Origin of the sequence: Nocardioides coralli, from assembly GCF_019880385.1 — a bacterium.
Classification (GTDB): domain Bacteria; phylum Actinomycetota; class Actinomycetes; order Propionibacteriales; family Nocardioidaceae; genus Nocardioides; species Nocardioides coralli.
Genome location: NZ_CP082273.1, coordinates 2,421,036 through 2,446,595, shown reverse-complemented (window position 1 = coordinate 2,446,595; position 25,560 = coordinate 2,421,036). Strand labels below are relative to the sequence as shown.

General features: G+C 73.0%; 25 protein-coding genes and 2 tRNA genes. 16 read left to right on the top strand and 11 right to left on the bottom strand.

From position 1 onward, the window contains the following. Nucleotide 1: 1 nt before the first annotated feature. A tRNA-Gln gene (locus K6T13_RS11950) sits at nucleotides 2-73 on the top strand. 103 nt (nucleotides 74-176) lie between these two features. Continuing rightward, a tRNA-Glu gene (locus K6T13_RS11945) sits at nucleotides 177-249 on the top strand. A 112-nt stretch (nucleotides 250-361) separates the two neighbouring features. On the opposite strand, the gene K6T13_RS11940 is transcribed toward K6T13_RS11945, so the two are convergent. The 4 genes from K6T13_RS11940 to K6T13_RS11925 form a co-directional block, all read right to left on the bottom strand. Continuing rightward, nucleotides 362-2,239: an ATP-dependent metallopeptidase FtsH/Yme1/Tma family protein gene (locus K6T13_RS11940; protein ID WP_222894792.1), complete on the bottom strand. Its 1,878-nt coding sequence runs from the start codon at nucleotides 2,237-2,239 to the stop codon at nucleotides 362-364. Next, a complete protein-coding gene (locus tag K6T13_RS11935) occupies nucleotides 2,236-5,151 on the bottom strand; it encodes a hypothetical protein (RefSeq protein ID WP_222894791.1) in 2,916 nt (971 codons plus the stop codon). The genes K6T13_RS11940 and K6T13_RS11935 overlap by 4 nt, the downstream gene beginning before the upstream one ends. A gap of 31 nt (nucleotides 5,152-5,182) precedes the next feature. Then, the gene (locus K6T13_RS11930) at nucleotides 5,183-5,386 is read right to left on the bottom strand and encodes a hypothetical protein (protein WP_222894790.1); all 204 of its coding nucleotides are present in this window, start codon (nucleotides 5,384-5,386) and stop codon (nucleotides 5,183-5,185) included. Between the two features lie 135 nt (nucleotides 5,387-5,521). Then, a complete protein-coding gene (locus K6T13_RS11925; RefSeq protein WP_222894789.1) occupies nucleotides 5,522-5,950 on the bottom strand; it encodes a Fur family transcriptional regulator in 429 nt (142 codons plus the stop codon). Nucleotides 5,951-6,111: 161 nt separating this feature from the next. Between K6T13_RS11925 and K6T13_RS11920 the strand changes: the two genes are divergently transcribed. Further along, on the top strand, nucleotides 6,112-6,384 hold the full coding sequence (locus tag K6T13_RS11920; protein WP_222894788.1) for a type B 50S ribosomal protein L31: 273 nt from the start codon (nucleotides 6,112-6,114) through the stop codon (nucleotides 6,382-6,384). Beyond that, a complete protein-coding gene (locus tag K6T13_RS11915) occupies nucleotides 6,384-7,514 on the top strand; it encodes a GTP-binding protein (RefSeq protein ID WP_222894787.1) in 1,131 nt (376 codons plus the stop codon). The genes K6T13_RS11920 and K6T13_RS11915 overlap by 1 nt, the downstream gene beginning before the upstream one ends. Before the next feature lie 90 nt (nucleotides 7,515-7,604). On the opposite strand, the gene K6T13_RS11910 is transcribed toward K6T13_RS11915, so the two are convergent. Then, nucleotides 7,605-8,078: a GNAT family N-acetyltransferase gene (locus K6T13_RS11910; RefSeq protein ID WP_222894786.1), complete on the bottom strand. Its 474-nt coding sequence runs from the start codon at nucleotides 8,076-8,078 to the stop codon at nucleotides 7,605-7,607. Between the two features lie 82 nt (nucleotides 8,079-8,160). On the opposite strand from K6T13_RS11910, the gene K6T13_RS11905 reads away from it, so the two are divergent. From K6T13_RS11905 to K6T13_RS11895, 3 genes are all read left to right on the top strand, one after another. Further along, nucleotides 8,161-8,700 (top strand): hypothetical protein, encoded by a 540-nt coding sequence (locus tag K6T13_RS11905; RefSeq protein ID WP_222894785.1) that lies wholly within the window; start codon nucleotides 8,161-8,163, stop codon nucleotides 8,698-8,700. Between the two features lie 69 nt (nucleotides 8,701-8,769). Further along, nucleotides 8,770-10,248, top strand: a complete 1,479-nt coding sequence (locus tag K6T13_RS11900) for a DNA-3-methyladenine glycosylase 2 family protein (protein ID WP_222894784.1) — start codon at nucleotides 8,770-8,772, stop codon at nucleotides 10,246-10,248. Between the two features lies 1 nt (nucleotide 10,249). Next, complete coding sequence (locus K6T13_RS11895) at nucleotides 10,250-10,729, top strand: methylated-DNA--[protein]-cysteine S-methyltransferase (protein WP_222894783.1); 480 nt, start codon at nucleotides 10,250-10,252, stop codon at nucleotides 10,727-10,729. A 130-nt stretch (nucleotides 10,730-10,859) separates the two neighbouring features. On the opposite strand, the gene K6T13_RS11890 is transcribed toward K6T13_RS11895, so the two are convergent. After that, the gene (locus tag K6T13_RS11890; protein WP_222894782.1) at nucleotides 10,860-11,588 is read right to left on the bottom strand and encodes an IclR family transcriptional regulator; all 729 of its coding nucleotides are present in this window, start codon (nucleotides 11,586-11,588) and stop codon (nucleotides 10,860-10,862) included. Between the two features lie 79 nt (nucleotides 11,589-11,667). Between K6T13_RS11890 and leuC the strand changes: the two genes are divergently transcribed. The 3 genes from leuC to K6T13_RS11875 all read left to right on the top strand — a co-directional run bounded on the left by leuC (nucleotide 11,668) and on the right by K6T13_RS11875 (nucleotide 14,548). Beyond that, nucleotides 11,668-13,068 carry a 3-isopropylmalate dehydratase large subunit gene (gene leuC, locus K6T13_RS11885; RefSeq protein ID WP_222894781.1) on the top strand — a complete coding sequence of 467 codons (1,401 nt, stop codon included), beginning with the start codon at nucleotides 11,668-11,670 and terminating at the stop codon, nucleotides 13,066-13,068. A 12-nt stretch (nucleotides 13,069-13,080) separates the two neighbouring features. After that, a complete protein-coding gene (gene leuD, locus K6T13_RS11880) occupies nucleotides 13,081-13,680 on the top strand; it encodes a 3-isopropylmalate dehydratase small subunit (RefSeq protein WP_222894780.1) in 600 nt (199 codons plus the stop codon). 196 nt (nucleotides 13,681-13,876) lie between these two features. Beyond that, the gene (locus tag K6T13_RS11875) at nucleotides 13,877-14,548 is read left to right on the top strand and encodes an HU family DNA-binding protein (RefSeq protein WP_222894779.1); all 672 of its coding nucleotides are present in this window, start codon (nucleotides 13,877-13,879) and stop codon (nucleotides 14,546-14,548) included. An 88-nt stretch (nucleotides 14,549-14,636) separates the two neighbouring features. Here the strand turns inward: K6T13_RS11875 and cofC are convergent, their stop codons facing one another. Next, entirely contained in the window at nucleotides 14,637-15,254 is a 618-nt protein-coding gene (cofC, locus tag K6T13_RS11870) for a 2-phospho-L-lactate guanylyltransferase (protein ID WP_222894778.1), read from the bottom strand. An 88-nt stretch (nucleotides 15,255-15,342) separates the two neighbouring features. Between cofC and K6T13_RS11865 the strand changes: the two genes are divergently transcribed. Both K6T13_RS11865 and K6T13_RS11860 read left to right on the top strand, forming a co-directional pair. After that, entirely contained in the window at nucleotides 15,343-16,116 is a 774-nt protein-coding gene (locus K6T13_RS11865; protein ID WP_249423761.1) for a lysophospholipid acyltransferase family protein, read from the top strand. Further along, nucleotides 16,113-17,114 (top strand): NAD(P)H-dependent glycerol-3-phosphate dehydrogenase, encoded by a 1,002-nt coding sequence (locus K6T13_RS11860; RefSeq protein WP_222894776.1) that lies wholly within the window; start codon nucleotides 16,113-16,115, stop codon nucleotides 17,112-17,114. The genes K6T13_RS11865 and K6T13_RS11860 overlap by 4 nt, the downstream gene beginning before the upstream one ends. A 144-nt stretch (nucleotides 17,115-17,258) precedes the next feature. Here the strand turns inward: K6T13_RS11860 and K6T13_RS11855 are convergent, their stop codons facing one another. Continuing rightward, a complete protein-coding gene (locus tag K6T13_RS11855) occupies nucleotides 17,259-18,332 on the bottom strand; it encodes a trans-sulfuration enzyme family protein (RefSeq protein WP_222894775.1) in 1,074 nt (357 codons plus the stop codon). Between the two features lie 32 nt (nucleotides 18,333-18,364). Between K6T13_RS11855 and K6T13_RS11850 the strand changes: the two genes are divergently transcribed. After that, entirely contained in the window at nucleotides 18,365-19,483 is a 1,119-nt protein-coding gene (locus K6T13_RS11850; RefSeq protein WP_222894774.1) for a D-alanine--D-alanine ligase family protein, read from the top strand. Between the two features lies 1 nt (nucleotide 19,484). Here K6T13_RS11850 and K6T13_RS11845 read toward each other — a convergent pair whose 3' ends face one another. Both K6T13_RS11845 and K6T13_RS11840 read right to left on the bottom strand, forming a co-directional pair. Beyond that, a complete protein-coding gene (locus K6T13_RS11845) occupies nucleotides 19,485-19,940 on the bottom strand; it encodes a DUF3515 domain-containing protein (RefSeq protein ID WP_222894773.1) in 456 nt (151 codons plus the stop codon). 53 nt (nucleotides 19,941-19,993) lie between these two features. Continuing rightward, nucleotides 19,994-20,230 carry an Lrp/AsnC family transcriptional regulator gene (locus K6T13_RS11840; protein ID WP_222894772.1) on the bottom strand — a complete coding sequence of 79 codons (237 nt, stop codon included), beginning with the start codon at nucleotides 20,228-20,230 and terminating at the stop codon, nucleotides 19,994-19,996. A 100-nt stretch (nucleotides 20,231-20,330) separates the two neighbouring features. Between K6T13_RS11840 and K6T13_RS11835 the strand changes: the two genes are divergently transcribed. Beyond that, nucleotides 20,331-21,278, top strand: coding sequence for a thiamine-phosphate kinase (locus K6T13_RS11835; protein ID WP_222894771.1), 948 nt, complete (start codon nucleotides 20,331-20,333; stop codon nucleotides 21,276-21,278). A gap of 56 nt (nucleotides 21,279-21,334) precedes the next feature. Here the strand turns inward: K6T13_RS11835 and rpmB are convergent, their stop codons facing one another. Then, a complete protein-coding gene (rpmB, locus tag K6T13_RS11830; protein ID WP_121252236.1) occupies nucleotides 21,335-21,520 on the bottom strand; it encodes a 50S ribosomal protein L28 in 186 nt (61 codons plus the stop codon). Nucleotides 21,521-21,677: 157 nt separating this feature from the next. Here rpmB and K6T13_RS11825 point away from each other — a divergent pair, with 157 nt between their 5' ends. Beyond that, nucleotides 21,678-23,321: a DAK2 domain-containing protein gene (locus K6T13_RS11825; RefSeq protein ID WP_222894770.1), complete on the top strand. Its 1,644-nt coding sequence runs from the start codon at nucleotides 21,678-21,680 to the stop codon at nucleotides 23,319-23,321. Then, entirely contained in the window at nucleotides 23,318-25,537 is a 2,220-nt protein-coding gene (locus K6T13_RS11820) for an ATP-dependent DNA helicase RecG (protein ID WP_222894769.1), read from the top strand. The genes K6T13_RS11825 and K6T13_RS11820 overlap by 4 nt, the downstream gene beginning before the upstream one ends. Nucleotides 25,538-25,560 lie beyond the last annotated feature (23 nt).

Sequence of the window (25,560 nt, the reverse complement as noted above, 5' to 3'; positions counted from 1 at the left end):
TTGGGATATGGTGTAATTGGCAGCACGACTGGTTCTGGTCCAGTTAGTCTAGGTTCGAGTCCTAGTATCCCAGCAAAGTCCCGGTCCTCCTGGTTCCAGGAGCCCGGGATTTGGTCTGAAACCGCCTGCTTCGCTAAGGTTTCGCCCGCTGCTCACGAGCAGCAGATGCAGTGCTTGCCCCCGTTGTGTAGCGGCCTAGCACGCCGCCCTCTCAAGGCGGTAGCGCCGGTTCGAATCCGGTCGGGGGTACCGACAAAGAGCGGGCCCTCCCGGCTGGAGCCGGAAGGGCCCGCTTCTTCATGTCCCGCCCGATGGGTGCGGACTCCCCACCGGGTGACGGCGCAGGCCCTCGGACCTGCACTCACGACGGAGTGGCGGTGACTCCCTCGGGCACGTCGACCCGCGTCCCCGTCACCGGCGCCAGCGCCAGCTCGAGGTCCGGGCCCTCGAGCGACTCCGACTCCTCGAGTCGTGCGACCAGCGCGGCGAGCAGGTCGGCGTGGCGCTCGAGCAGGCCGTCCGCTCGTTCGACCGCCTCGGCCACCAGGGTGGCGACCTCGGCCTCGACCCGCGCGCGGAGCCCGTCGGAGAGCGTGACCGCGGCGGCGGACTCCCCGAGGAAGCCGCCCCCGAGCTCGCCAGCGAGCCGCACCGGCCCGGTCGTCACGCCCATCCCGTAGCGGGCGACGAGGTCGTGGGCGGCCTGGGTGGCGTGCTCGAGGTCGGTCTCCGCCGCGGTCGAGAGATCCCCGACGAGGCGCCGCTCCGCAGCGACGCCCGCCACGGTCGCGGTCAGGTCGGCGAGCAGCTCGCCCTGCCCGCGGACGGCGTCCTCGGCGTCCGGAAGCCGCCGGCCGCCGCCCACGGTGCTCACCCGGGTCACCTCGTGGCCCAGCGCAGCGGCGACCACCGCGTGACCGGCCGCCCGGGCGGTCAGCCGTCCGCGTACGGCGTCCGAGGTCCGACTCCGACGGCTGTGCGAGCCGCCCACGAGGCGGTCGATGGCCTCGCTCAGCTGGGCCGAGCCGATCTCGGTGCGGCCGTGGCGCACCGTCAGCAGTGCGGCTTCGTTGACCAGGCCCGCGAGGTCGGCCCCGGAGAAGCCGGTGGTGCGGGCGGCGAGGGCCGCCAGGTCGACGTCGGGGGCGACCGGTCGACCTGCGGCGTGCAGCTGGAGGATGGCAAGGCGCCCCTGGCGGTCGGGCAGCTCGACCACGACGTGGCGGTCGAAGCGTCCCGGGCGCAGGAGCGCGGGGTCGAGGATGTCGGGCCGGTTGGTCGCGGCCATCACGACGATCCCGCTGGAGGCGGCGAAGCCGTCGAGCTCCACGAGCAGCTGGTTGAGGGTCTGCTCGCGTTCCTCCGACGAGCCGGTCGCCTCCCCGGACCCGCGCCGACGACCTGCCGCGTCGATCTCGTCGATGAACACGATGGCCGGCGCGACCCGGCGTACCTGCTCGAAGAGGTCGCGGATGCGGGCCGCGCCGACGCCGACGAGCGACTCGACGAACTCGGCCCCGGCCACAGAGAAGAACGGCACCCCGGCCTCGCCCGCGGTCGCGCGGGCGATGAGCGTCTTCCCGGTCCCCGGCGGGCCGACGAGGAGCACGCCCCGCGGGGCCGTCGCGCCGAGGGCGGCGTAGCGACCGGGGTCCCGTAGGTAGTCGACGACCTCGCGGAGCTCGGTCACCGCCCCGTCTGCGCCCGCCACGTCGTCGAAGCCGGAGTCAGGGGGCGAGGCCTGGCCGCGGCCGATCCGGCCGAAGCCGCGTACGCCGCTGGTGCCGCCGCTCCCGCCGGCGAAGAGCAGCCCGAACAGGGCGGCCAGCAGCAGGATCGGGACCAGTCCGACCAGCAGCAGCCTGGCCGTCTGCTTCCCGGGTTGGGCATCGACGGTGACCTGAGCCTCGGAGTCGGAGAGCCCCTCCAGCACGGCGCCCGTCGAGCCTTCCTGACCCGGGTAGGAGGTGTGGAAGCGGATGCCGTCCTCGGTGACGCCGACGACGTGGGAGTCCTCGAGCAGCAGGGTCACCTCGGTGACCCGGCCCTGCTCGACCAGCGAGGCGTACTCGTCGAGCGAACGCTCCGTGCCAGGCGGGTTCGGCACGAGGTACCACGCCAGGCCGGCGACGACGCCGAGCAGCACGACCACGCACAGCACCAGGGCCGGCCTGAGTCCGATGCGCAGCCGCAGCAGCGGCATCAGCGACGGCAGGGCCAGGGCAGGTCGGGTCATCATCGGTTCCTTCTCGGTGAGGGGCGGGTGCGGGCGCTGCCGGTGGCTCGCGCCGTGGCGGACCGGCGGCGGGCCACCAGCCCCGCAGCGCCGGCGATGACGGAGGCGGCGCCCAGCAGCGGGGCGGTCGGACCCACCGTGCCGCCGGACGCGGCGCCGGGGCCGTCGAGCCGGGCGAGCGTGGCGAGCAGGGGCTGCTCACCACGGTCTCCGGTGTGTGCGCCGACCCCGGCCCCCGCGGCGTGATGGGCGCTGCCCGAGCCGGGAGCCAGACCCTGCGCCGCCCCGGGAGCGGTGCCGGGAGCGGTCCCGGGGGCGGTGCCGGGAGCGACGCCCGGAGCGGCGATCGGGACCGGCGGTGGACCCGGAGGAGCCACGGCGGCCGCCGGCGGGGGACCGGGTTGCGCGGCCACGGGAGGTTCGGGTGCGTCGCCCGGCCCCGGGCCCGGGGGCTGGGTCTGCGGACCGGGGTCGGCGGTACCGGCGGGAGCACCACAGTGGACGGTCAACGAGCGCGTGGCCACCCGCACGGGGGCACCGCGCTCGCGCTCGACGCTGGCGACGAGCCGCACCGGGATGGCCGTGCCGGCCTGGGCCGGGCTGCAGCCGACCGATGCCGTGAGCGGCAGCTCGTGGTCCCGGCGCAGGTCCACGCCCTCGAGGCGGCCGCCGACCGGCTGGTCCCACGACCAGCTCACCTCCCCGGTCGCCTCGAGGGCGACCGTGGCCGGCTCCTCCTGTGCGAGCAGCAGCCGTGGCAGGACCTCGGTGAGGGAGCTGACCCCGGCCGCCCGGACGGCCGTCGCGGTGCACACCATGGGCGCGCCGGCCGGGATCTCGGTGGTGCCGTTGCCGCGGCAGTCGACCCCGCCGCGTGGTGCACGGGCCCCCGTGGCGTCGGCCAGCTCCTCCAGGTCGCGGCGTGCCGGGGTGGGGACGGTGGTGCCGGCCCGGTCGGCGGCCTCGACGGCCGCCGGGCCACCGGGCGTGCGGTCGTCGCCGACCTCGCGCACGATCTCCAGACCGACGGCACGGACGTCGTCGGCGCGGAGGCCGGCGTACACCTCCTGCCGGCGCGGGGCCTCGGGGTCCCCCTCGTCGGAGAACCGGACGTCGGTGACGGTCACCATCAGGCGGAGTGCGTCGGGCCGCCAGGTGGGATCCTGCCCGGGAGCGACAGTGGGACCGGTCGTCCCGGCGACGCCGGACCCGGTCGCCACCTGGCCGAGGGCGATGAGGTGTGCCTCGTCGCCGCCGCCGGTGCGCAGCTGCTCGAACCCCCGTTGCAGGGACCGCCCGGGAGCGGCGATGTCGGCCCAGCGCCGGTAGCGCCGTCCGTTGTCGCTGGTGCTGAGCTCGCCGAGGCCGTAGTGGGCGTCGATGCCCGCCCGGGCCAGCGTCCTGACCACGTCCGCCAGGCCGCTGGCGACCGCCTGCAGGTCCGGCTCGAAGCTGTTGGAGGTGTCGAGCAGGAAGAAGACGTCGAGTGCCCCGGGCCGGCGCGGGAGGTCGAGCGCGAGGTCGACCGAGGTCTGGGTGCCGGGCTCCACGTCGACTGCCCCGGGTGCGGCGATGCCGGCCGGAGCCGGCGGGACCGGTGTGCTGGGTGGGAAGGGGTCGAGCGAGATCCCCTCGGGGTCCCCGCCGGTGTAGGGAGGGGCGGACCCGGCCGGACCCAGGGTCAGGAGCGCGCTGTCGGTGACGAGGTGGAACAGCCCGCCGCGATCGGCGCTCACACCGCCCACCTGTCCCAGCTCGAGGTCGTTGACGTCGGCGACGGTGGCGCGCCCGTCGCGACCGACGTCGACGCGGTAGAGCGAGACGTCGGGGTGGTTGCTGGGTGAGCCGGCGTCCCACGTCGCGACCAGAGCCTGGTCGGCCGAGGGGTGCCAGGCGACGCTCCACGGCTGACCCGCGAAGGTTCCGGGGCGGATCTCGGTGTCTGTGGCACGTGGTCCCACGCCCTCCGTCCGGATCCGGGTGACCTGGGAGGAGGCGTAGTCCGCGTGTGTCGTCAGCAACCGGGTCCGACCGGCTTCCCCGCCGTCCAGGAAGGGGCCGGACCAGTAGCCGGTCTCGCTGCCGTCGCGCGACCAGGTGGCGCCCCCGTCCTCCGACCGGACCGGGTAGCCGGCCGTGGCACGCAGCCGGCCGGGGGTCACCGGGTCGGGGGCGAGCACACGCACCACCGGGAGGTTGACCTCGCCGGAGCGGGTGGTCACCGGCAGCGGCAGCGGGACCCACGTGCGGCCGCCGTCGTCGGTGCGCTGCACGGCGGTGTCGGTGGGCCAGAAGCCGACGGAGGGGTCGAACGGCGAGGGGACGAAGCGGCCGGTGGGTTGCAGGACCTCGGGACCCCTCGCCCAGGTCTGTCCGGCGTCGGCCGTGCGCACGAGGTAGCCGGTCAGGGCGCTGCGGTCCGTCGCCGACGAGGGGCCGAAGGGATTCGAGGGGAAGCCGGGTGGGTAGGCCGCGCTGGCGTCCGGGGCCTCCACGACGGTCGCCCAGGCGTGGCCGGGGGCGCGCGGGTGCCACACCAGGTCGACCACCCGGGCACCCGAGCCGTTCGGAAGCCGCCACGCCTCCTCCCACGAGCAGCCGTCCTCGGTGCGGAGCACGACGGTGCCGTTGCTGACCAGGGCGCTGCCTCGGTCGGCGGGGTCCACGGCGTACGCCGTCAGCAGCCGCGATCCGGACGGGAAGCGTGGCGCGACCCGGGTCGTCCAGACGCCGGCGTCGGTGGTGGTCACCTCGGCACAGCCGGCGGGAGACCCGGGTCGACCGCCGGGCGGCGAGCTCGACGCAGGGGAGAGCTGGGACAGCGCGGCGACGGCGAGCAGGATCGCGAGGACGCCGAGACGGCGCGCGGCGGTGGAGCTGGTCGCGACTGTCCGCGCGCCGTCCCGGCTGGTCACCGTGGTGTCCTCGTCGAGTCGTGGGCCGCGATCAGGGCGCGACGCCGCAGTAGGCGTCCTCGACGACGTGGACCGGCTCGCCGGCCGGGCCGGCGAGCTCGTGTGCCGTGTGCAGGGCCCCGGCCACGGCGTCGTCACAGGCTGACGGGTCGGCATGGGCGGGAGCGGCGAGGGTGACGGTGCCGATCAGCGCCGTGGTCGCGACGGCGACCGCCGCGGGCATGAGGTGCTTCATGAGGTGACTCCTTGTCCCGAGACATCGCCCCGCGGCTGCGGAGCGCATCTCAAGAACGAGAGTCACTCTCGTTAGTTACGGATGTGAACGGCCCTGTCGTGTCCTTGTCCGGGGTCGAGTGCCGGCGGGCGTGGGTCAGCCTGTCGGCGACGAGCAGGCGGCGCAGAGCCCGAAGAGCTCGACGACGTGGTTGACCTCGCTGAAGCCGTGGTCACTGGCGGCCTTGTCGGCCCAGCGCTCCACGCCTCGACCCTCCAGCTCCACGGTCAGGCCGCAGCTGCGGCACACCAGGTGGTGGTGGTGACGAGGGCCGCACTGGCGGTAGAGGGTCTCACCCGCGTCGGTGCGCAGGGCATCGAGCTCGCCGGCCTCGGTCATGGCCTGCAGCGTGCGGTAGATGGTCGCGAGGCCGACCTTGTCACCGCGAGCGCGCAGGTCGTCGTAGAGCTGCTGGGCGCTGACGAACGCGTCCGACTCCGACAGGTGCTCGCGGAGCACCCGGCGCTGCCGTGTGTCACGTCGACCGGCTTCGGTGAAGGCTCGCGGCGCGGTCTGGGGGCCCATGGCGCCATGCTACTGGCGGCGGGTCGTCGGCCCGGCCCGCGCCGTCGCCAGCCCGACATCGTGATGCCGGGCAGCTCGCCACGGTGGGCAGCTGCTGTCCGGGCGCCTGTGTCTTGTGTATAGAATGAGATCCGTTCTCAACAAGAGTCAGGAGACGTCCCATGAAGCACGCCCTCCACCCGTCCTACGGACCGGTCCTCTTCCGTGACCGCGCGGCCGGGATCACGTTCCTGACCCGTTCCACTCTCGTCGGTCGGCTCGACCCCGACCACCCGCGCCAGACGTGGGAGGACGGCGCCGCCTACCCGGTGGTGGACGTGGACGTCTCCCGAGCCAGCCACCCGTTCTGGACCGGGCGCGGTCGCGTGCTTGACACCGTGGGGCGAGTGGAGAAGTTCGAGCGCCGCTACGGCGCGGGAAGGAAGAGCGACTGATGCTCATCTCGACCAACGAGCCGATCGGACCTCGACCCTCGCGCCGTCGCAAGCCGGTGCTGCTGGTCAGTGGCGTGCAGGAGAAGGCGATGCTCTCGGCCAGCATGTCGTTGCAGCTCGGGCTGCCCGACGCGGTGACCGTCCGCCACACAATCGACTCCGAGCGCCAGGTGCTGACGCGCGTCGTCAGCGACGTGACCGGGCTCATCGAGCGGGAGGAGGTCGACCTCGAGCACGCCTGCGTCACCTGTGCCATCCGCGCGGACGTCCTGCCGACCCTGGAACGGCTGGCCGCCCACGGGAGCTGGGGGAGCATCGTGGCCTGTCTGCCCATCGCGGCCGAGGCCACCCAGGTCTGCCGGGTCCTCGCCTGGAACCCGCGTACTGCTCCGCACGTCGCCGTCACCGCCGTCGTCGCCGCCCTGAACGGCGCCGGCGTGGCGGAGGACCTGCTGGGCGACGACCTGCTCGACGAACGCGGACTCGCGACCTCCGAGGACGATCGACGCGGCGTCGCCGAGGTCGCCAGCGCGATGGTGGAGTACGCCGACGTGGTCTGCCTCACCGAGGAGCCTGACCACGAGGAGCGCGACCTGGTCCTGGCGCTGGCGAGGCCGCAGATCGCCGTGGTCACCGACCCCACGCTCCTGGACGCCGCGCACCTCGCGTCCGGGCTGCACCGTGACGCGGCGGCCGAGGCCTGGGTCGCCGAGGTCCGCCGCGGCCCGCTCCCGCCGCTGCGCAGCGGCGGTGCGTGGCGGCTCGACCTCTGCTCCGACCGGCCGGTCCACCCGCTGCGGTTCCAGGACGAGCTGAAGATCCTCGGCGGCGGACCGCGCCGCTCGCGCGGCTGCTTCTGGCTCCCGACGCGTCCGGACGCGGTCTGTGCCTGGGACGGTGCCGGCGGTCAAGCCAGCGTGGGCTCGACCCGGTCCTGGGGTCGCGAGGAGCCGCTCACGCGGATCACGGTCATCGGCATCGACGACGACCTGCAGGAGCGCGCCGAGATCCGGGCTGCCTTCGAGCGCTGCCTGCTCACCGACGAGGAGCTCGCCCAGCGGGGCAGTCGGTGGGAGGAGTCGTGGGACGGTCTCGAGCCCTGGCTCGGCCCGATCGAGACCGTCGCCTGAGCTCTCCGAGGAAGGAGGACCCCGTGGCCGTCCCCAAGCGCCGCACCTCCCGCAGCAACACCCGCCACCGCCGAGGTCGTACGCTGGCCGTCAGCCGGCCGGGCGCACCATCCGGTTCTCGGGCGGCTCGTCCGCGGGCCAGTCGACCGGCACCCCCTCGTCGACGAATCCCGCTCGCTGGTAGGCCCGGATGGCGGCCTCGTTGCCGGTGCGCACCATGAGGAAGGTGCCGCGGCCCTGCGTGCTCGCCCAGGCGACGACCCGGTCGAGCAGCAACCGGGCGAGTCCCGTCCCTCGCGCCGAGGGCGCGACATACATCGAGATGAGCTGCACCTCCGCCCCGGCGAAGGAGCCGCTGGCCATGCCCACGGGCGTCGTCGCCTGGCGGGCGATGACGTTGAACGGCACGGTGCGGATCCGGTCACGCCAGCGTTCCTCCGAAGCGTCGACCCAGTCCTCGTGACGTGACCCGAAAGCGGCGGGGGAGTCGGCCAGCGCCTCGAGGCGCAGCTCGCGGAACTCACGCCAGTCGTCCTCGCCGATCTCCACCAGCTCGAAGGTCACGGACCCCAGCGTGGCACGACGTCGCGCGGTCCGCTCTTGACGCGGAGCGGACCGCGCACTCTCCTTGGTGCAGGAGGTCGTCGTGCAGCCATCACGCGGTGCGGTCTTCGGCAGTGCCGCCGGCCTGGCCTGGGCAGGTGCGCTGCGCGGTTGGATGGTGCTGCTCGTCGGCGACGACTCGGAGATGACCTGGCGCACCCCGGCGTACGTCCTCGCCCCCGGCGCCGTGGTGGGTGGGCTGCTCGGCTGGGCCTCTGATCTGCGCGCCGCTGGGCGGCAGCCCCCGCGGGCGCTGCAGCTCGCCCCGGCGGTCTTCGCGGTGGCGCTGGTCGACCCGGAGATCCGCCGGTCGCTGGTGACCGACGGGCAGGGCAGCGGCGCCCTCATCGTCGTGGCGACCGCCGTCGCCGGGGGACACGCGCTGTCGGGTCGCGCATGGTCACGCGAGCGGATCGCGTCGGCGGTGCTCGCCGGGGCAGGCGTCGTGACGATGACCGGCATGGGCGCGATGGCGGCGCCGTTGACCACCCCGAGGGGTCTCGCGACCGGTCTGCTCGGCGGCTCGTTGATGGCCGCGCTCTGCGCCGCCACGGCCACCGCCCACACCCCGGTCGACCGCTAGCTCCACGACGGCTCCCGCCGTGTCCGATTTCCGCGAGTGCGGTCGAGGGACGTGCGGCAGGATGGGGTCGTGACGCCGACCGACCGACTCGACCCCGAGTCCTGCTACCGAGCGGTGAAGTCCCGCGACCGACGGTTCGACGGCGTCTTCTACACCGGGGTGCGGACGACCGGGATCTACTGCCGCCCGAGCTGCCCGGCCAGGACCCCGGCCTACGGCAACGTCACCTTCCACGCCACGGCGGCGGGGGCACAGGCAGCGGGCTTCCGCGCCTGCAAGCGCTGCCTTCCCGACGCGACCCCGGGCAGTCCCGACTGGGACGTCGCCGCCGATGCCGCCGGTCGCGCGATGCGGCTGATCGCCGACGGGGTCGTCGACCGCGAGGGTGTCGACGGCCTGGCGGGGCGGCTCGGCTACACACCGCGTCACCTGGGGCGGATCCTCACCGCCGAGCTCGGCGCGAGCCCGCTGGCGCTGGCCCGCGCCCGGCGCGCGCAGACGGCCCGCGTGCTGATCGAGACGACCGAGCTCTCCTTCGCCGACATCGCCTTCGCCGCGGGCTTCGCGAGCATCCGGCAGTTCAACGACACCGTTCGCGAGGTCTACGCCGCCTCGCCCACCGAGCTGCGTGGCCGACCGTCCGGCTCGGCCGGCGCCGGCGAGCTGACCCTGCGCCTGGCGGTCCGGACACCGTTCGCCGGCCGGGCCCTCCTTGCCTTCCTGGCCGCCCACGCTGTCGCGGGGATCGAGGAGGCGGGCGACGGGTGGTACGCCCGGGTGCTGGCGCTGCCGCACGGGCCCGGCACCGTCCGGATGTCCCTGACCGACCTGGGCGACGGCGCCGGGACCGCCCAGGTGCGGGCCACGTTCCGTCTCGCCGACGTCCGTGACGTCGCGGCCGCCACCGAACGGGTGCGCCGACTGCTGGACGCCGACTGCGACCCGGTCGCGGTGGCCGATGCGTTCGCCGGCGACCCCGTCATCGGCCCGCTGGTCCGCCGCCGTCCCGGGCTGCGGGTGCCGGGTCACGCGGCCGGCGACGAGCTGGCTCTGCGGACGGTGATCGGGCAGCAGGTGAGCGTGGCCGGTGCCCGGACCGTCACCGGCAGGATCGTCCGCGCCCATGGTCGGCCGCTCGACACCCCGGTCGGCGGCCTGACCCACTCCTTCCCCGACGCGGCGACCCTCGCCGAGGTCGACCCGGAGACCCTGCCCATGCCGCGGCAGCGGGGGCGCGCGCTGGTGGGTCTCGCCACGGCCCTGGCCGAGGGACGGATCGTGCTCGACCGCGGCGCCGACCGTCTCGACGTACGCCGCCAGCTGCTCGAGGTGCCGGGGATCGGTCCCTGGACCGCCGACTACGTCGCGATGCGAGCGCTGGGCCATCCCGACGTGTTCCTGCCGACCGACCTCGGCATCCGCGCTGCCCTCACAGGCTTGGGACAGGACCCCGCGGACGCCGAGCGGCTGGCTCAGAGCTGGACTCCCTGGCGCTCCTACGCCCTGCTGCACCTCTGGCACACCCTCGACGTCCTGAAGGAGACCTGACATGTGGACCGTGATGCCGAGCCCCCTGGGCCAGCTGCGGATCGTCGAGCTGGGCGGTGCCATCACCGCGATCGAGTTCGAGCCCTTCCGTCCCGCCTCGGGGCGCCCGCTGGGCGCGCGCCGGGACGACCACCCCGTGCTGCGCAGCGCGGTCGAGCAGCTGACGGCGTACTTCGCCCGGGAGCTGAAGGAGTTCGACCTCCCGCTCGCACCTCAGGGCTCGCCCTTCCAGCAGCAGGTGTGGGCGCAGCTGCGTGCCGTGGGCTACGGGGAGACGGCCTCCTACGGCGAGATCGCCCACCGGCTCGGGCGGACCAACGCCGCCGCCCGCGCTGTCGGGCTCGCCAACGGGCAGAACCCGATCCCGGTCGTCGTCCCGTGCCACCGCATCATCGGGGCCAACGGAACGCTCACCGGCTACGCGGGTGGTCTCGAGCGCAAGCAGCTGCTGCTCCAGCTCGAGCAGGACGCGCTCTTCTAGGAACCCGTTCCACTCGGGTGGCTGGGTTTTCGAGACGTGTCACGTGGTCCCTCACGAGCTCGGGACCACGTCGACACTCCTCAACCTTCGCGCCTCGTCCAGCCCTCGCAAGCTCGGGCTGCGGCGCTCCTCAATCCGCAGCGGCCGCCCGCCGCAACGACTCGCTGAGCCGCTCGGCGGCAGCCATCACGGCCGGCGCGTGCATCCGGCCGGGCTGGCGGGAGAGCCGCTCCAGCGGGCCGGAGACCGACACAGCGGCGACGATCTTGCCGCTGGGGGAGCGGACGGGGGCGGACACCGACGCCACCCCCTGCTCGCGCTCACCGACCGACTGGGCCCAGCCGCGCTTCCGGATGCCGGAGAGCGCGGCAGCCGAGAACGCCGCGTTCAGCAGCCCCCGCTGCATCCGCTCCGGGTCCTCCCAGGCCAGCAGCACCTGCGCGGCGGAGCCGGCGTTCATGGTGAGCTGCGTGCCGACCGGGATCGTGTCGCGCAACCCCGAGGGACGTTCGGCAGCCGCCACGCACACGCGGTGGTCGCCCTGCCGTCGCCAGAGCTGGGCCGACTCCCCGGTGATGTCGCGGAGCCGTGCGAGCACCGGTCCCGCGGTGGCGAGCAGGCGGTCCTCGCCGGCCGCCGCGGAGAGCTCGGCCAGTCGTGGGCCGAGGACGAAGCGTCCCTGCAGGTCCCGCGCCACGAGCCGGTGGTGCTCGAGGGCCACCGCCAGCCGGTGGGCGGTGGGGCGGGCGAGTCCGGTCCCGGCGACGAGCCCCGCGAGGGTGGCGGGTCCCGACTCCAGGGCGGTGAGGACGAGGGCCGCCTTGTCCAGGACGCCCACGCCGCTGCTCGAGTTGTCCATATGCCAATACTGCCGTCTCGACATCTGGATGGCAAGGCGTAGGCTTCAGCTGGCACGTACGACGAGGAGGTAGCGCATCGTGGGTAGGACCCTGGCCGAGAAGGTGTGGGACGAGCACGTGGTCCGTGCCGCCGACGGCGAGCCGGACCTCCTCTACATCGACCTCCACCTCGTCCACGAGGTCACCAGCCCCCAGGCCTTCGACGGCCTGCGCCTCGCCGGCCGGCAGGTCCGCCGTCCCGACCTCACCCTCGCCACCGAGGACCACAACGTCCCGACCGTGGACTGGGACAAGCCGATCGCCGACCCGGTGAGCCGCACCCAGGTGGAGACGCTGCGACGCAACGCCGAGGAGTTCGGCGTCCGGATCCACCCGCTCGGCGACCTCGACCAGGGCATCGTCCACGTGGTCGGACCGCAGCTCGGGCTCACCCAGCCCGGGATGACCATCGTCTGCGGTGACAGCCACACCAGCACCCACGGTGCCTTCGGCGCGCTGGCGTTCGGCATCGGCACCTCCGAGGTCGAGCACGTGCTCGCCACCCAGACGCTGCCGCAGTCGCGGCCGCGCACCATGGCCGTGACCGTCAACGGCAGCCTGCCCGACGGCGTCACCGCGAAGGACCTCGTGCTCACCCTCATCGCACACACCGGAACCGGCGGCGGGCAGGGCTACGTCGTCGAGTACCGCGGCCAGGCCATCGAGGAGCTCTCGATGGAGGGCCGGATGACGGTGTGCAACATGTCGATCGAGTGGGGCGCCAAGGCCGGGCTCATCGCGCCCGACCAGACGACCTTCGACTACATCGCGGGTCGGCCCGAGGCGCCGACCGGCGAGGACTGGGACGCCGCGGTGACCCACTGGAAGAGCCTGTGCACCGACGACGACGCCACCTTCGACCAGGAGATCGTGCTCGACGCCTCGGAGATGACGCCCTTCGTCACGTGGGGGACCAACCCCGGCCAGGGCGTGCCGCTCGGCGGCAGGGTCCCCTCGCCGGCCGACTTCGCCGACCCCGTCGAGGCCCACGCGACCGAGCGGGCGCTGGAGTACATGGGGCTCGAGGCCGGCACGCCGATGCGCGACATCAAGGTCGACACGGTCTTCGTGGGCTCCTGCACCAACGGCCGGATCGAGGACCTCCGGCTCGCCGCCGAGATCGTGCGCGGTCGACAGGTCGCCAAGGACACGAGGTTGCTGGTGGTCCCCGGGTCCGTCCGCGTGCGGTTGCAGGCCGAGGACGAAGGCCTCGACGTCGTGTTCAAGGAGGCCGGGGGCGAGTGGCGCGGAGCCGGATGCTCCATGTGCCTGGGCATGAACCCCGACCAGCTGGCTCCCCAGGAGCGCAGCGCCTCGACGTCCAACCGCAACTTCGAGGGGCGGCAGGGCAAGGGAGGCCGCACGCACCTGGTGTCGGTGCCCGTCGCCGCCGCCACCGCGATCCGCGGCACGCTGTCCTCGCCGGCTGACCTGGACTGAACGGAGTCACCGATGGAGAAGTTCACGACCCACACCGGCATCGGCGTCCCGCTGCGGCGCAGCAACGTCGACACGGATCAGATCATCCCGGCTTCCTACCTCAAGCGCGTCACCCGCACCGGCTTCGAGGACGGGCTCTTCGCCGCCTGGCGCACCGACCCGGCGTTCGTGCTCAACCGCGAGCCCTACGTCGACGGATCGGTGCTCGTCGCGGGGCCTGACTTCGGCACCGGCTCCTCGCGCGAGCACGCCGTCTGGGCCCTGCAGAACCACGGGTTCAAGGCCGTGCTGTCACCGCGCTTCGCCGACATCTTCCGCGGCAACTCCGGCAAGGCCGGGCTGCTGGCCGCACAGGTCGACGAGAAGGTCGTGCACCAACTCTGGGACCTGCTGGAGACCACGCCGGGCGCCACCGTCACCGTCGACCTCGAGACACGCACCGTCCGTGCCGGCGAGGGGCCCGACGCGATCGAGGACAGCTTCGACATCGACGACTACACCCGGTGGCGGTTGCTCGAGGGACTCGACGACATCGACATCACGCTGTCGCGGGAGTCGGAGATCACGGCCTTCGAGCGACGACGACCGGGGTTCCTGCCGACCACCGCTTGAGATGCCAAACCCCCTGTGAAATAGGGGGTTTCGGCATTTCGTGGCAGCGATGCGCGTTGTCTGACGACATCAACAACCTTGCAAAAAGGGGGCAATACACGCGGCGTGGTCATTGTGACCCGCGCCACGAATGCCTAGTTTGCCTATCAGTGTCGGGCACAGGCTCGGCCCAGATCGTTCATTGGAAGGGAAGACAGTGAACAAGTCACAGCTCATCGACACGCTCGCTGCGCGTTTCGAAGGCAACCGCAAGCAGGCCGCCCATGCACTCGAGGCGGTGCTCGACACCATCACTCGTGAGGTCGCGAAGGGCGAGAAGGTCGCGATCACCGGGTTCGGTTCCTTCGAGAAGCGCGTCCGCCAGGCACGCTGGGTCCGCAACCCCCAGACCGGCGACCGGATGAAGGCGAAGAAGACCGCCGTCCCCAAGTTCACCCCGGGGCAGGACCTCAAGAACGTCGTGTCCGGCGCCAAGAAGCTGCCGAAGCTGGTCGCCAGTGCGACGGCGCCTGCCGCCAAGCGCGCGACCGCTCCGGCCAAGAAGGCGGCCGCGGCGGCCAAGAAGAGCACGTCGAAGAAGTCGGCTCCCGCCAAGAAGTCGACGGCGAAGAAGTCGGCCCCGGCCAAGAAGTCGACGGCGAAGAAGTCGGCTCCGGCCAAGAAGTCGACGGCGAAGAAGTCGGCCCCCGCCAAGAAGACGGCGGCGAAGAAGTCGGCCCCCGCCAAGAAGAGCGCCGCCAAGAAGACGACGGCCAAGAAGGCTCCAGCCAAGAAGAGCGCCGCCAAGAAGACGACGGCCAAGAAGGCTCCAGCCAAGAAGAGCGCCGCCAAGAAGTCCACGGCGAAGAAGACCGCCAAGAAGTCCTGAGGCTCAACGTCCGACAGGGGTCGTCCGGTAGGGCGGCCCCTGTCGCCATTTCTCACGGTTCCTCGTGGGGCCTTGCGCAGGTCACTTCTCAGGACAGCAGGGCGAGCGCCTCGCGCGTGTGGCGGCCCGGACCCAGCCGCACCGCCTCGGCGAGGTCTGCCTCGTCGTCGACGTCGCGCCGCAGGGTGGCAAGCGCCCCGTCGACCGGCCGTGCTCCCGCTGCCGCATGGGCGGCACTCGAGCCGGGTCCGAAACATGGCGCGAAGTGGTCCTGACCGGCTCCGTAGAGCGTCGTTCCTTCCCCGGTCGCGTCCACGACGAAGGACGCTCCGTCCGCCGTCACCTGGGCCAGTGCGCTCCCGAGGTCGTGGGCGGTCAGGCACGGCAGGTCCGCGCAGAGCGCGACCGGAACCAGGTCGGGCCACCAGCCGCGAGCAGCGGCAGCGGCCGCGCGAAGGGCGTGGTTGAGCCCGTTTCCCTCCGCGACGACGCGATGACCGAGTGCACGGACGGTCTGCGCGACCTCCGGGTCGGACGTCGCCACGACCACCTCGGCCACCGTAGAGGTGGACTCAGCAGCTGCGAGCACGTCCAGCGCGAAGGCGCGCGCGAGCTCGACGCGAGCCGGCCCGGGAACGCGGAGCCGGGACTTGCCGACCGCCGGCGATTTCACCGGCACGATGACGACGTGGCGCACGGGTTCCATCACGACGATCCTGCCACCCGAGGCGGTAGCCTGCTGCGACGTACCACGCCCGGGCCGGACTCCGGCCGATCACCGACGAAGGATGCACGTGACGGTTCGCAGGCTCCGGCAGCAGCGCGGCTGGACGTTCGCCCTGGCCGTGCCGATCGTCAAGCCGACGTTGCTCGCCCTCTCGGGCCGGACCTGGGTGGACGGCGAGAAGATCCCCGCCGAGGGGGGCTGCATCGTGGCGCTCAACCACATCTCCCACATCGACCCGCTGCTCTCGGCGCACCTGGTCTACGACCACGGCCGGTTGCCTCGTTACCTCGCCAAGTCGGGGCTCTTCAAGAACAAGGCCCTCGGCGGATTCCTCCGGTCCGCCGGCCAGATCCCCGTGGAGCGGCTGAGCCGCAACGCCGTGACGGCGTTCGACGCGGCGGTGCAGGCGGTGCGCGACGGAGAGTGCGTCGTGGTCTACCCCGAGGGCACCATCACCCGGGATCCCGACCTCTGGCCGATGGCGGGGAAGTCCGGCGCCGCCCGGATCGCGCTGGAGACGGGCTGTCCTGTGATCCCGGTGGGGCAGTGGGGTGCCCACACCCTGCTGCCGCCCTACTCGGCCAGGCTGCGGGTGCTGCCTCGTCAGCGCGTGCAGATGAAGGTCGGGGACCCCGTGGACCTCTCCGGCCTGCAGGGACCACCCCCGTCCGCAGCCACCATCAGCGCGGCCACCGACCGGATCATGGCGGCGATCGTCGCTCTCGTCGCCGACCTGCGAGGCGAGCCGGCACCCACCGAGCTCTTCGATCCCCGGACGTCCGGGGTGCGACCGATCGGCAACCCACACAAGAAGCAGCGGAAGAAGGGCGACACACGATGAGCAGGGTGGCGGTCTTCGGCGCCGGGTCGTGGGGCACGGCGTTCTCCATCGTCCTCGCCGACGCCGGCAACGACGTGACGATCTGGGGGCGCCGCGAGGAGGTCTGCGGAGCCATTGCCGTGCGCCACGAGAACCCCGACTACCTCCCGGACATCCAGCTGCCGCCGTCGGTGACCGCGACCCACGACCCCGCGGAGGCCCTGGCCGGTGCCGAGGCGGTCGTCTTCGCGGTGCCGTCGCAGTCGTTCCGCGAGAACCTCGAGGCGTGGACTCCGGTGCTGCCCGACCGGATCCCGCTCGTGTCGCTGATGAAGGGCGTCGAGCTCGGCAGCCTCAGGCGGATGAGCGAGGTCATCAGCGAGGTCACCGGCGCCGGGTCCGACCGGGTCGCCGTCGTGAGCGGACCCAACCTCTCGCGCGAGATCGCCAGCCGCGAGCCCGCCGCCTCGGTCGTGGCCTGTGCCGACGAGGACGTCGCCCGTCGGCTGCAGGTCATGTGCCACTCGACGGCGTTCCGGCCCTACACGTCGGTGGACGTCCTGGGCTGCGAGCTGGGAGGCGCCTACAAGAACGTGGTCGCCCTGGCGGTGGGCATGGCGGTGGGGCTCGGATTCGGCGACAACACCACCGCCTCCGTCATCACCCGTGGCCTGGCGGAGACCGCCCGGCTCGCAACAGCGCTGGGTGCCAACCCCCTCACCCTCATGGGCCTCGCCGGCCTCGGCGACCTGGTCGCCACCTGCTCCTCACCGCTCTCGCGCAACCGGACCTTCGGTGAGCGGATCGGCCGGGGCCAGACCGTGGAGGAGATCTACGCCTCGACCCGGCAGGTCGCCGAGGGCGCGAAGTCCTGCTCCTCCCTCCTCGCGCTGGCCCGCAAGACGGGGGTCGACGCCCCGATCGCCGAGCACGTCGAGGCCGTCGTGGCAGGCAAGATGACCGCCTCGGAGATGATGCAGGCCTTCATCGCCCGCGACACCAAGGCCGAGACCGACTGACGCCGGGCGCTCGTCGTGGTGTCAGCGCGCTCGGCGTTCGCTATCGCGGCGACCTGACCCAACGTCGGTCGAGCCTGTCGAGACCTGGTTCGAACCCCGGGGGTCTCGACGGGCTTGCGGGGCCGGGTCGTCGTACGCCGGGTCTCACACCACCAGGTCGTCGAGCGCACGCTCCAGGTCGTCCCACAGGTCGTCGACGTCCTCGATGCCGACGCTCAGCCGCACCAGGGCGTCGGGGATCGTTGCTGCCTCCGTCTTCCAGCGGCGCCGCCGCTCGAAGGTCGACTCGACCCCGCCCAGGGAGGTCGCGTGCACCCACAGGGAGGTCTTGCGCACCAGCAGGTCGGCGGCCATGACGCCTTCCGCGAGCACGATCGCCACGATCGCGCCGAAGCCCGGGTAGCGCACCTCCGCGACCGCCGGGTGCTCCGAGAGCCGCCGTACCAGCTCTTGGGCGTTCGCCTGCGCGCGCTCCACGCGCAGGTGCAGGGTGCGCAGCCCGCGCAGTGCCAGCCACGCCTCCAGCGTCCCGGGCACCGCGCCGAGCAGGTCGCGTCGCCCCTTGAGGACCCCGTGCAGCTGGTCGTCGCGGGTCGCGAGTGCACCCAGCAGCACGTCGCTGTGCCCCGCCAGGAACTTGGTCGCGGAGTGCACGACGATGTCGGCGCCGAGGTCCAGCGGGCGCTGCAGCAGGGGAGTGGCGAAGGTGTTGTCGACCACGACGTAGGCGCCTGCGTCGCGGGCGGCCTTCGCGATCGTCTCGATGTCGGCGACCTCGAGCGCCGGGTTCGTCGGCGACTCCAGCCAGACCAGGGCCGCACCCTCGCAGGCCGCGACCACCGCGTCGGTGTCGGCGATGTCGACCAGCTCGGCGGTCAGCCGGCCGCGCGCCTCCAGGTCGCCGAGCTGGAGGATGCTGCCGTTGTAGGCGTGGCGGGGTGCGACGACCCTCGCGCCGTTGCCGACCAGGTCGAGGACCGTCGCGACGGCGGCCAGCCCCGACGAGAAGGCCAGGCAGCGACCGCCCTCGAGCTGGCCGAGGGTCTCCTCGAACGCGGCCCACGTGGGGTTGCCGTAGCGCCCGTACTCGACCTCCCCACCCGCGACGTACGTCGACGCCATCGTCACCGGGACGTTCAGGGGCGCGTCCGGGGTGTGGTCAGGACGGCCGGCGGTGACAGCGACGGTGCTGGGCTTGCGGGGCGGGACCTCGGGCATGCGCGCCAGCGTAGGCGGCTAGGGTCGTCGCGATGAACGAGCCCACCCGCAAGCCCCGTGTCGCCATCGTCTTCGGTGGCCGCAGCAGCGAGCACGCGATCTCGTGCGTGACCGCCGGCAGCGTCCTCGCCGCCATCGACCGCGACCGGTACGACGTGGTGCCCATCGGCATCGCCGCCGACGGCCGCTGGGTGCTCGAGGCCGACGACCCCGAGCGGCTGCAGATCAACGGGCGCACCCTCCCCGCCGTCGACGGCGGCCGGGCCGGCCTGCTGCTGACGCGGGAGGGCGGGTCCACCGACCTCGTGGTGCAGGAGCCGTCGCGACCGCCCACGACCCTCGGGGAGGTCGACGTCGTCTTCCCGCTGCTGCACGGCCCGTGGGGCGAGGACGGCACCCTCCAGGGCATGCTCGAGATGGCGGGCGTGCGCTACGTCGGCGCAGGCGTCCTGGCCTCGGCCGTGGGCATGGACAAGGCGTTCATGAAGGTCGTGCTGTCGGCGGCCGGGCTCCCCGTCATGCCCTCGGTGACGATCACCGCACGCGAGTGGGCAGCCGACGCGCAGTCGTGCCGCGACCAAGCTGCCGGTCTCGGGTACCCGCTCTTCGTCAAGCCCGCACGCGGTGGCTCCTCGCTGGGGATCTCCAAGGCCCACGACGCGTCCGAGCTCGGTGACTGCCTCGCCGAGGCCCATGAGCACGACCCCAAGGCGCTGGTGGAGGTCTCCGCGGAGGGCGGCCGCGAGATCGAGGTCGGCGTGCTGCAGCGGCTGGACGGGGGTGTCGACACCACTCAGCCTGCGGAGATCCGCATCGGGGGCGACCACGAGTTCTACGACTTCGAGGCGAAGTACCTGCCCGAGGAGCACACCGAGCTCGACGTGCCGGCCGACCTGCCGGCCGACGTCGCCGAGGAGCTGCGGAGCCTGGCGGCCCGCGCGTTCGCGGCCCTGGAGTGCGAGGGACTCGCACGGGTCGACTTCTTCGTGATGCCCGACGGCCGGGTGGTCCTCAACGAGATCAACACGATGCCGGGCTTCACCCCCACCTCGATGTACCCCCGCATGTGGGCCGCGTCGGGCGTGGCCTACCCGGAGCTGGTCGACCGGCTGATCCGTCTCGCACTCGCCCGCGACACCGGCTTGCGCTGACTCAGAGGCAGGGCCGCACCTCGTCGGTGTACTCGGCCACCGCGGCGGCCAGCCGCGCCGAGGCGGTCGCGACCATCTCGGGCCGCAGCTCGGAGGGGACGACGACCGTGACGATCGGCCGCCGCCCCACGGTCACCAGGGTCACGTCGAGCGACTCGTCGTCGAGGGCCGCGTCCGGGACGTACCACCCGACGCCGTTGACCTCCTGGCAGAACGCCGTGCGGCTGAAGCTGGCCGGTACGTCGCCGCCGCACGTGAGCACGACCGGTGGGTCACCCCACGCGGCTCCGGGGGCGTCGGACGGTCTCACCACGCCCCGCTCGAGCTCGCCCAACGCCGGCGGCAGGTCGTCGACCAGGGCCGCGCAGGCTCTCTCGGCGTCAGGGTGGAGCCCCGGGTCCGGGATGGCCACCGGTTCCGCCGTGCACGCACCGGCCAGCACCGCGACCGCACACACAGCAGCGCCCCGGGACCGACGGGTCCCGGGGCGCCGAAGCCGTGCGGACGAGCTCAGATGTGCACCACCGGGCAGGTGAGGGTGCGGGTGATGCCCGCGAGGTTCTGCACCTTCTGCACCACCAGCGTGCCGAGCTCGTCGACGTTGCGCGCCTCGGCGCGGACGATCACGTCGTAGGGGCCGGTGACGTCCTCGGCGAGGGTGATGCCCTTGAGGCCGGCGATCTCCCGAGCGACCTCGGCCGCCTTGCCGACATCGGTCTGGATCAGGATGTAGGCCTGGACGACCATCGTGCCTCCTCGTCAGATGACTTGTGTCGGCGCCAACCTACCGTCTCCCGTTCGCGTGCCGGTAGGTGCCCGTCGTGCGGGGTCTGGTGGGATGGGAGGCATGGCTCTCCCACCCGACGCGACCGTGGCCGACGTCGGTGAGTTCGCGCTCATCGACGCCCTCACCCCGCTGTTCGAGCAGGGTGAGCAGGTGCTGGTGGGTCCCGGTGACGACGCCGCGGTGCTCCGGGTGCGCAACGGGCACGTGGTCCTCTCCACCGACCTGATGGTGGAGGGCCGGCACTTCCGCCGGGACTGGGCCTCGGCCGAGGACGTCGGTCACCGGGCAGCCGCGCAGAACCTCTCCGACATCAATGCCATGGGCGGCCGCGCGACCTCGCTGACAGTGGGGCTGGCGGCGCCGGGCGACCTGCCAGCCCAGTGGGCGCTCGACTTCGCCAGGGGCTTCGCCGACGAGTGCGCCCTGGTCGGGGCCTCGGTGGTCGGTGGTGACCTGACGCGAGCCGACCAGGTGATGGTCGCCGTGACCGTGGTCGGTGGCTGCACCGTCTCACCGGTGCTCCGCAGCGGCGCCGCTCCGGGCGACGTGCTCGCCCTGACCGGCCGCCAGGGGTGGGCTGCCGGCGGCCTGGCCGTCCTGGGACGCGGCTTCCGCTCTCCGCGGGTGCTCGTGGAGGCGTACCGGCGCCCCGAGCCGCCCTACGAGGCCGGCCTGGTCGCTGCGGAGGCGGGGGCCACCGCCATGATCGACATCTCGGACGGGCTGCTGGCCGAGGCGCGACACCTGGCCGCCTCGTCCGGGGTGGCCATCGACGTACGCCGGGACGCCTTCGAGATCCCCGAGCCGCTGGTGGCGGTGGCTTCGGCCCTCAACGCCGACCCGCTGGTCTTCATCCTCGGCGGAGGCGACGACCACGCGCTCCTCGCCACCTTCCCGGAGGGGTCGGTCCCCGCGGGCTGGCACACGGTGGGCTCGGTGAGGGCAGGGTCCGGCGTCACCGTGGACGGATCGGCCTACGAGGGCGAGACGGGGTGGACCCACTTCTGAGGTGACGAAGGGCCCTCACCCGGTGGATGAGGGCCCTTCGTGACGCGTGGGTCAGGTCAGCGGGTGACCTTGCCGGCCTTGATGCAGCCGGTGCAGACGTTGAGGCGCTTCGGGGTGCCGTTGACCGTCGCACGGACCCGCTGGATGTTGGGGTCGAAGCGACGCTTCGTGATCTTGCGCGACCACGGACGGTTGTTGCCGAAGCCGGGCTTCTTGGCGCAGATGTCACAGACGGCAGCCACCGGTACTCCTGGGAAGTCGAGTGTTCGAACGATGCGCCCGGTCGAGCGGGCAACCGGAAGAGCGTATCCGATGACCGGCGGGGCCCGCGAATCGTCGGGGTGACCCACTAGCCTGTGCCGGGCCCGGCGAGGACAGGCAGGTAGGACAGGCAGGTACATGGTGGCAGCCAGCAGCGACCAGATCTCCCTCGAGGTCGTGCTCCGCTTCGTCGACGCCGCCACCGACGCCCTGGCGGAGGCGCGCGAGGAGATCGACGCGCTCAACGTCTATCCCGTCCCCGACGGCGACACCGGGACCAACCTCCACCTGACCGTGTCGGCCGCCCGCGACGCCATGTGGACGGCGTGTGGCGGTGACCCGGGCGCCGACCTCGGGCCGGCCCTCGCTGCCCTGGCCCGCGGCGCCCTGCTCGGGGCCCGCGGCAACTCCGGGGTCATCCTCAGCCAGATGCTCGGTGCGGTCGGCGCCCGGATCGTCAGGGCGGGCACCGACGACCGCAACGCCGAGGTCCTCGCCGCGGCGCTCCGCGACGCCACCGACGCCAGCTACGCGGCTGTCGGCGAACCCGTCGAGGGCACCATGCTCACCGTGGCGCGGGCCGCCTCCGACGCCGCCCTCGAGGCCGCGGCCGATCCCCGGGCGCGCACCGCTGACGTGCTCGCCGCCGCCGCCACCTCGGCCCGGGAGGCCCTCGCGCGCACCCCGGAGCAGCTGACCGTGCTCCGCGACGCCGGCGTCGTCGACGCCGGCGGACGCGGCATCACCGTGATCCTCGACGCGGCCGAGGCCGTGCTCACCGGACGCCGTGCACCGGCCGCGCCGGCCACGCTCGGCCGACCCCGGATCCCGGTCCCGGTTCCCGCCGACGACCTCTCCGAGGACGGCCCCGCCTACGAGGTGATGTACCTGCTCGACGCCGACGACGAGCGCATCCCCCCGCTCCGGGAGGCGCTCGGCCCGCTCGGCGACTCGCTCGTCGTCGTCGGCGGCGAGGGTCTCTGGAACGTCCACGTCCACGTGGACGACGTCGGTGCGGCCATCGAGGCCGGCATCGAGGCCGGCCGACCCCACCGGGTCCGCGTGACCCACTTCGCCGAGCAGGTCGCCGCCGCCCGTCGGCGTACGACCGAGCGGAAGGGGCGCCGGATCGTGGCGGTGGCCGCCGGCCCCGGGCTCGAGGCGCTCTTCAATGCGGCGGGCGCCCACGTCGTCCGCGGTGGACCCGGCATGCGGCCCAGCACCCAGGAGGTGCTGGACGCGATCCGCGAGGTGGCTGCCGAGGAGGTCGTCCTGCTGCCCAACGACCCCGACTCGGTCCGGGTCGCCACGGTGGCAGCCGAGACGGCGGAGGCCGACGACGACATCCGGGTGGTGGTGATCCCCACCCGGGCCCAGGTGCAGGGCCTGGCAGCCCTCGCCGTCCACGAGCCCGGCCGGAGCTTCGACCAGGACGTCCTCGAGATGACCGCCACCGCCCGCCACGCGCGCGACGGGGCGGTCACGGTCGCGGCACGCCACGCGATGACGATGGCCGGTCCCTGCGAGCCCGGCGACGTGCTCGGCGTGATCGCCGGCGACTTCGCCGTCGTCGGCAGCGACCTCCACGCCGTCGCGACGGACGTCCTCGACCGGCTGCTCCGCGGTGGTGGTGAGCTGGTCACCCTCGTCCGCGGCCAGGACGACCCCGGCGACCTCGCCGAGCGCTGTGCGGCCTGGGTCGGCGAACGGCACCCGCACGTCGACGTCGTCGTCCACGAGGGCGGCCAGCAGCGCTACCCGCTGCTCGTGGGGGTCGAGTGATCACCCTCGACTCGCCCGTGGCCAGCGTCTTCGGCAAGGCCCACAAGAAGCGCAAGCTCGTCACCGAGGGTCTCGGTATCGTCACCGTCGGTGACCTGCTCCACCACTTCCCGCGTCGCTACGTCAGCACCACCGAGGTCAGCGACGTCGCCGAGCCCGTCGAGGGGCAGGAGGTCTCCGTGGTGGGCCGGATCGTGGGCAGCGAGATCAAGTCGTTCGCCGACCGCCGGACCCACCGCCCGAGCTTCCGGGTGGAAGTCCGGATCCGCACCGGCGGCCCCGACTTCTCCCTGTCGTTCTTCACCCCCTACCAGTCCCAGGCCGAGAAGGACCTCGCACGGATGCAGCCCGGCCGCCACGGGCTGTTCGTCGGCACCGTCAAGCGCTTCCGCAACACCTGGCAGATCGCCTCGCCCCACTCCTTGATCTTCGACGAGCCGGGGGAGGCGGGGGCCGCGGGCAGCCTGCAGGGGCTGCTCCCCGTCTACCGCCTGACGGCGAAGCTCTACACGTGGGACCTGGTCAAGGTCGTGCACCAGGCGCTCGACCTGGTCGGGGAGGTGCCGGACCCGCTGCCCGCGTGGCTGCGGGAGGAGCGCGGACTGCTCGACGCCACCACGGCGCTGCACTGGATCCATGCGCCTGCCGACTACAGCCAGGTGGCCGCCGCCCAGAAACGCTTCCGGTACGACGAGGCACTGGTGACCCAGCTGGTGCTGGCGCGACGGCGGGCCCGGCTGCGCCGTGAGCGCGCCAGGGCCCGTGCGGGGGACCGCGGGGGGTTGCTCGCGGCGTTCGACGCGCGGCTCCCGTTCGAGCTGACCACGGGCCAGCGCGAGATCGGCGAGGTCCTCGAGCGTGAGCTGGCCGAGCCCCACCCGATGAACCGGCTGCTCCAGGGGGAGGTCGGGTCGGGGAAGACTCTGGTGGCGCTGCGCGCCATGCTGCGCGTCGTCGACAGCGACGCCCAGGCCGCGCTCCTGGCGCCGACCGAGGTGCTCGCGCAGCAGCACCACCGGTCCGTCACCGCGATGCTGGGTGACCTGGCCGGCGGCGGGATGCTCGGCGGCGCCGCCGACGCGACCTCCGTCGCGCTGCTCACCGGCTCGATGACCAAGGCACAGCGACGCGAGGAGCTTCTGCGGATCGCCAGCGGCGAGGCGGGGATCGTCGTCGGCACCCACGCGCTGCTCCAGGAGCACGTCCAGTTCGCCGACCTCGGGCTGGTCGTGGTCGACGAGCAGCACCGCTTCGGGGTGGAGCAGCGCTCGGCCCTCACGGACAAGGCCGGCACCCCGCCCCACGTCCTGGTGATGACGGCGACGCCGATCCCGCGGACGGTCGCGATGACCGTGTTCGGCGACCTCGAGACCTCGGTGCTGAGCGAGCTCCCCGCCGGCCGGGCGCCCATCCAGACGACCGTCGTGCCCCTCGCCGACCAGCCCCACTGGATCGAGCGGGTGTGGCAGCGGGTCCGTGAGGAGGTGACCGCCGGGCACCAGGTCTACGTCGTGTGCCCGCGCATCGCCGGTGACGAGCCCGAGCAGGGCGAGGTCGACCAGGTCGACGTCGACGAGGACGACAACCCGGTGCCCGCACGGGCGGCCCTCACCGCCGTCGAGGAGCTCCTGCCTGCGCTCGAGGCCGGGGCGCTGGCGGGGCTCCGGCTGGCGGTGCTCCACGGCCGCATGCCACCGGAGGAGAAGGAGCGCACCATGCGGGCCTTCGCCGGCGGCGAGGTCGACGTGCTGGTCGCCACGACCGTCATCGAGGTCGGGGTCGATGTCGCCAACGCCACCGCCATGGTGCTCATGGACGCCGACCGGTTCGGCGTCTCCCAGCTCCACCAGCTGCGCGGCCGGGTGGGACGCGGTGGCCTGCCCGGGCTCTGCCTCCTCGTGACCCGCGCCGAGGAGGGGAGCCCGGCGCGGGAGCGGCTCGATGCGGTGGCCTCGACGACCGACGGGTTCGAGCTGAGCCGGGTCGACCTCGAGCAGCGACGCGAGGGTGACGTCCTGGGCCGCTCGCAGAGCGGTTTCGCCTCCAGCCTGCGCAGCCTCCGGGTGCTCCGCGACGAGAAGACGATCCTGGCGGCGCGTGACGATGCCGTGGCCCTGCTCGTTGACGATCCAGACCTGGCACGGGCGCCGGGCCTGGCGCCACTGGTGGCATCGATGGAAGATTCACGGCAATCTGACTTCATGGAGAAGGCATGAGCAGCGCCTCGGGACGTGCTGCC

Bases quoted from the DNA above. Each gene is read 5' to 3' on its own strand.
- K6T13_RS11860 (WP_222894776.1), top strand. From the start codon at position 16,113: ATGAGCAGGGTGGCGGTCTTCGGCGCCGGGTCGTGGGGCACGGCGTTC.
- K6T13_RS11890 (WP_222894782.1), bottom strand. From the start codon at position 11,588: ATGGACAACTCGAGCAGCGGCGTGGGCGTCCTGGACAAGGCGGCCCTC.
- K6T13_RS11855 (WP_222894775.1), bottom strand. From the start codon at position 18,332: ATGCCCGAGGTCCCGCCCCGCAAGCCCAGCACCGTCGCTGTCACCGCC.
- K6T13_RS11925 (WP_222894789.1), bottom strand. From the start codon at position 5,950: ATGGGCCCCCAGACCGCGCCGCGAGCCTTCACCGAAGCCGGTCGACGT.
- K6T13_RS11930 (WP_222894790.1), bottom strand. From the start codon at position 5,386: ATGAAGCACCTCATGCCCGCGGCGGTCGCCGTCGCGACCACGGCGCTG.
- K6T13_RS11825 (WP_222894770.1), top strand. From the start codon at position 21,678: ATGGTGGCAGCCAGCAGCGACCAGATCTCCCTCGAGGTCGTGCTCCGC.
- K6T13_RS11840 (WP_222894772.1), bottom strand. From the start codon at position 20,230: ATGGTCGTCCAGGCCTACATCCTGATCCAGACCGATGTCGGCAAGGCG.
- K6T13_RS11915 (WP_222894787.1), top strand. From the start codon at position 6,384: ATGCTCATCTCGACCAACGAGCCGATCGGACCTCGACCCTCGCGCCGT.
- K6T13_RS11850 (WP_222894774.1), top strand. From the start codon at position 18,365: ATGAACGAGCCCACCCGCAAGCCCCGTGTCGCCATCGTCTTCGGTGGC.
- K6T13_RS11940 (WP_222894792.1), bottom strand. From the start codon at position 2,239: ATGATGACCCGACCTGCCCTGGCCCTGCCGTCGCTGATGCCGCTGCTG.
- K6T13_RS11835 (WP_222894771.1), top strand. From the start codon at position 20,331: ATGGCTCTCCCACCCGACGCGACCGTGGCCGACGTCGGTGAGTTCGCG.
- K6T13_RS11920 (WP_222894788.1), top strand. From the start codon at position 6,112: ATGAAGCACGCCCTCCACCCGTCCTACGGACCGGTCCTCTTCCGTGAC.
- cofC (WP_222894778.1), bottom strand. From the start codon at position 15,254: ATGGAACCCGTGCGCCACGTCGTCATCGTGCCGGTGAAATCGCCGGCG.
- K6T13_RS11895 (WP_222894783.1), top strand. From the start codon at position 10,250: ATGTGGACCGTGATGCCGAGCCCCCTGGGCCAGCTGCGGATCGTCGAG.
- leuD (WP_222894780.1), top strand. From the start codon at position 13,081: ATGGAGAAGTTCACGACCCACACCGGCATCGGCGTCCCGCTGCGGCGC.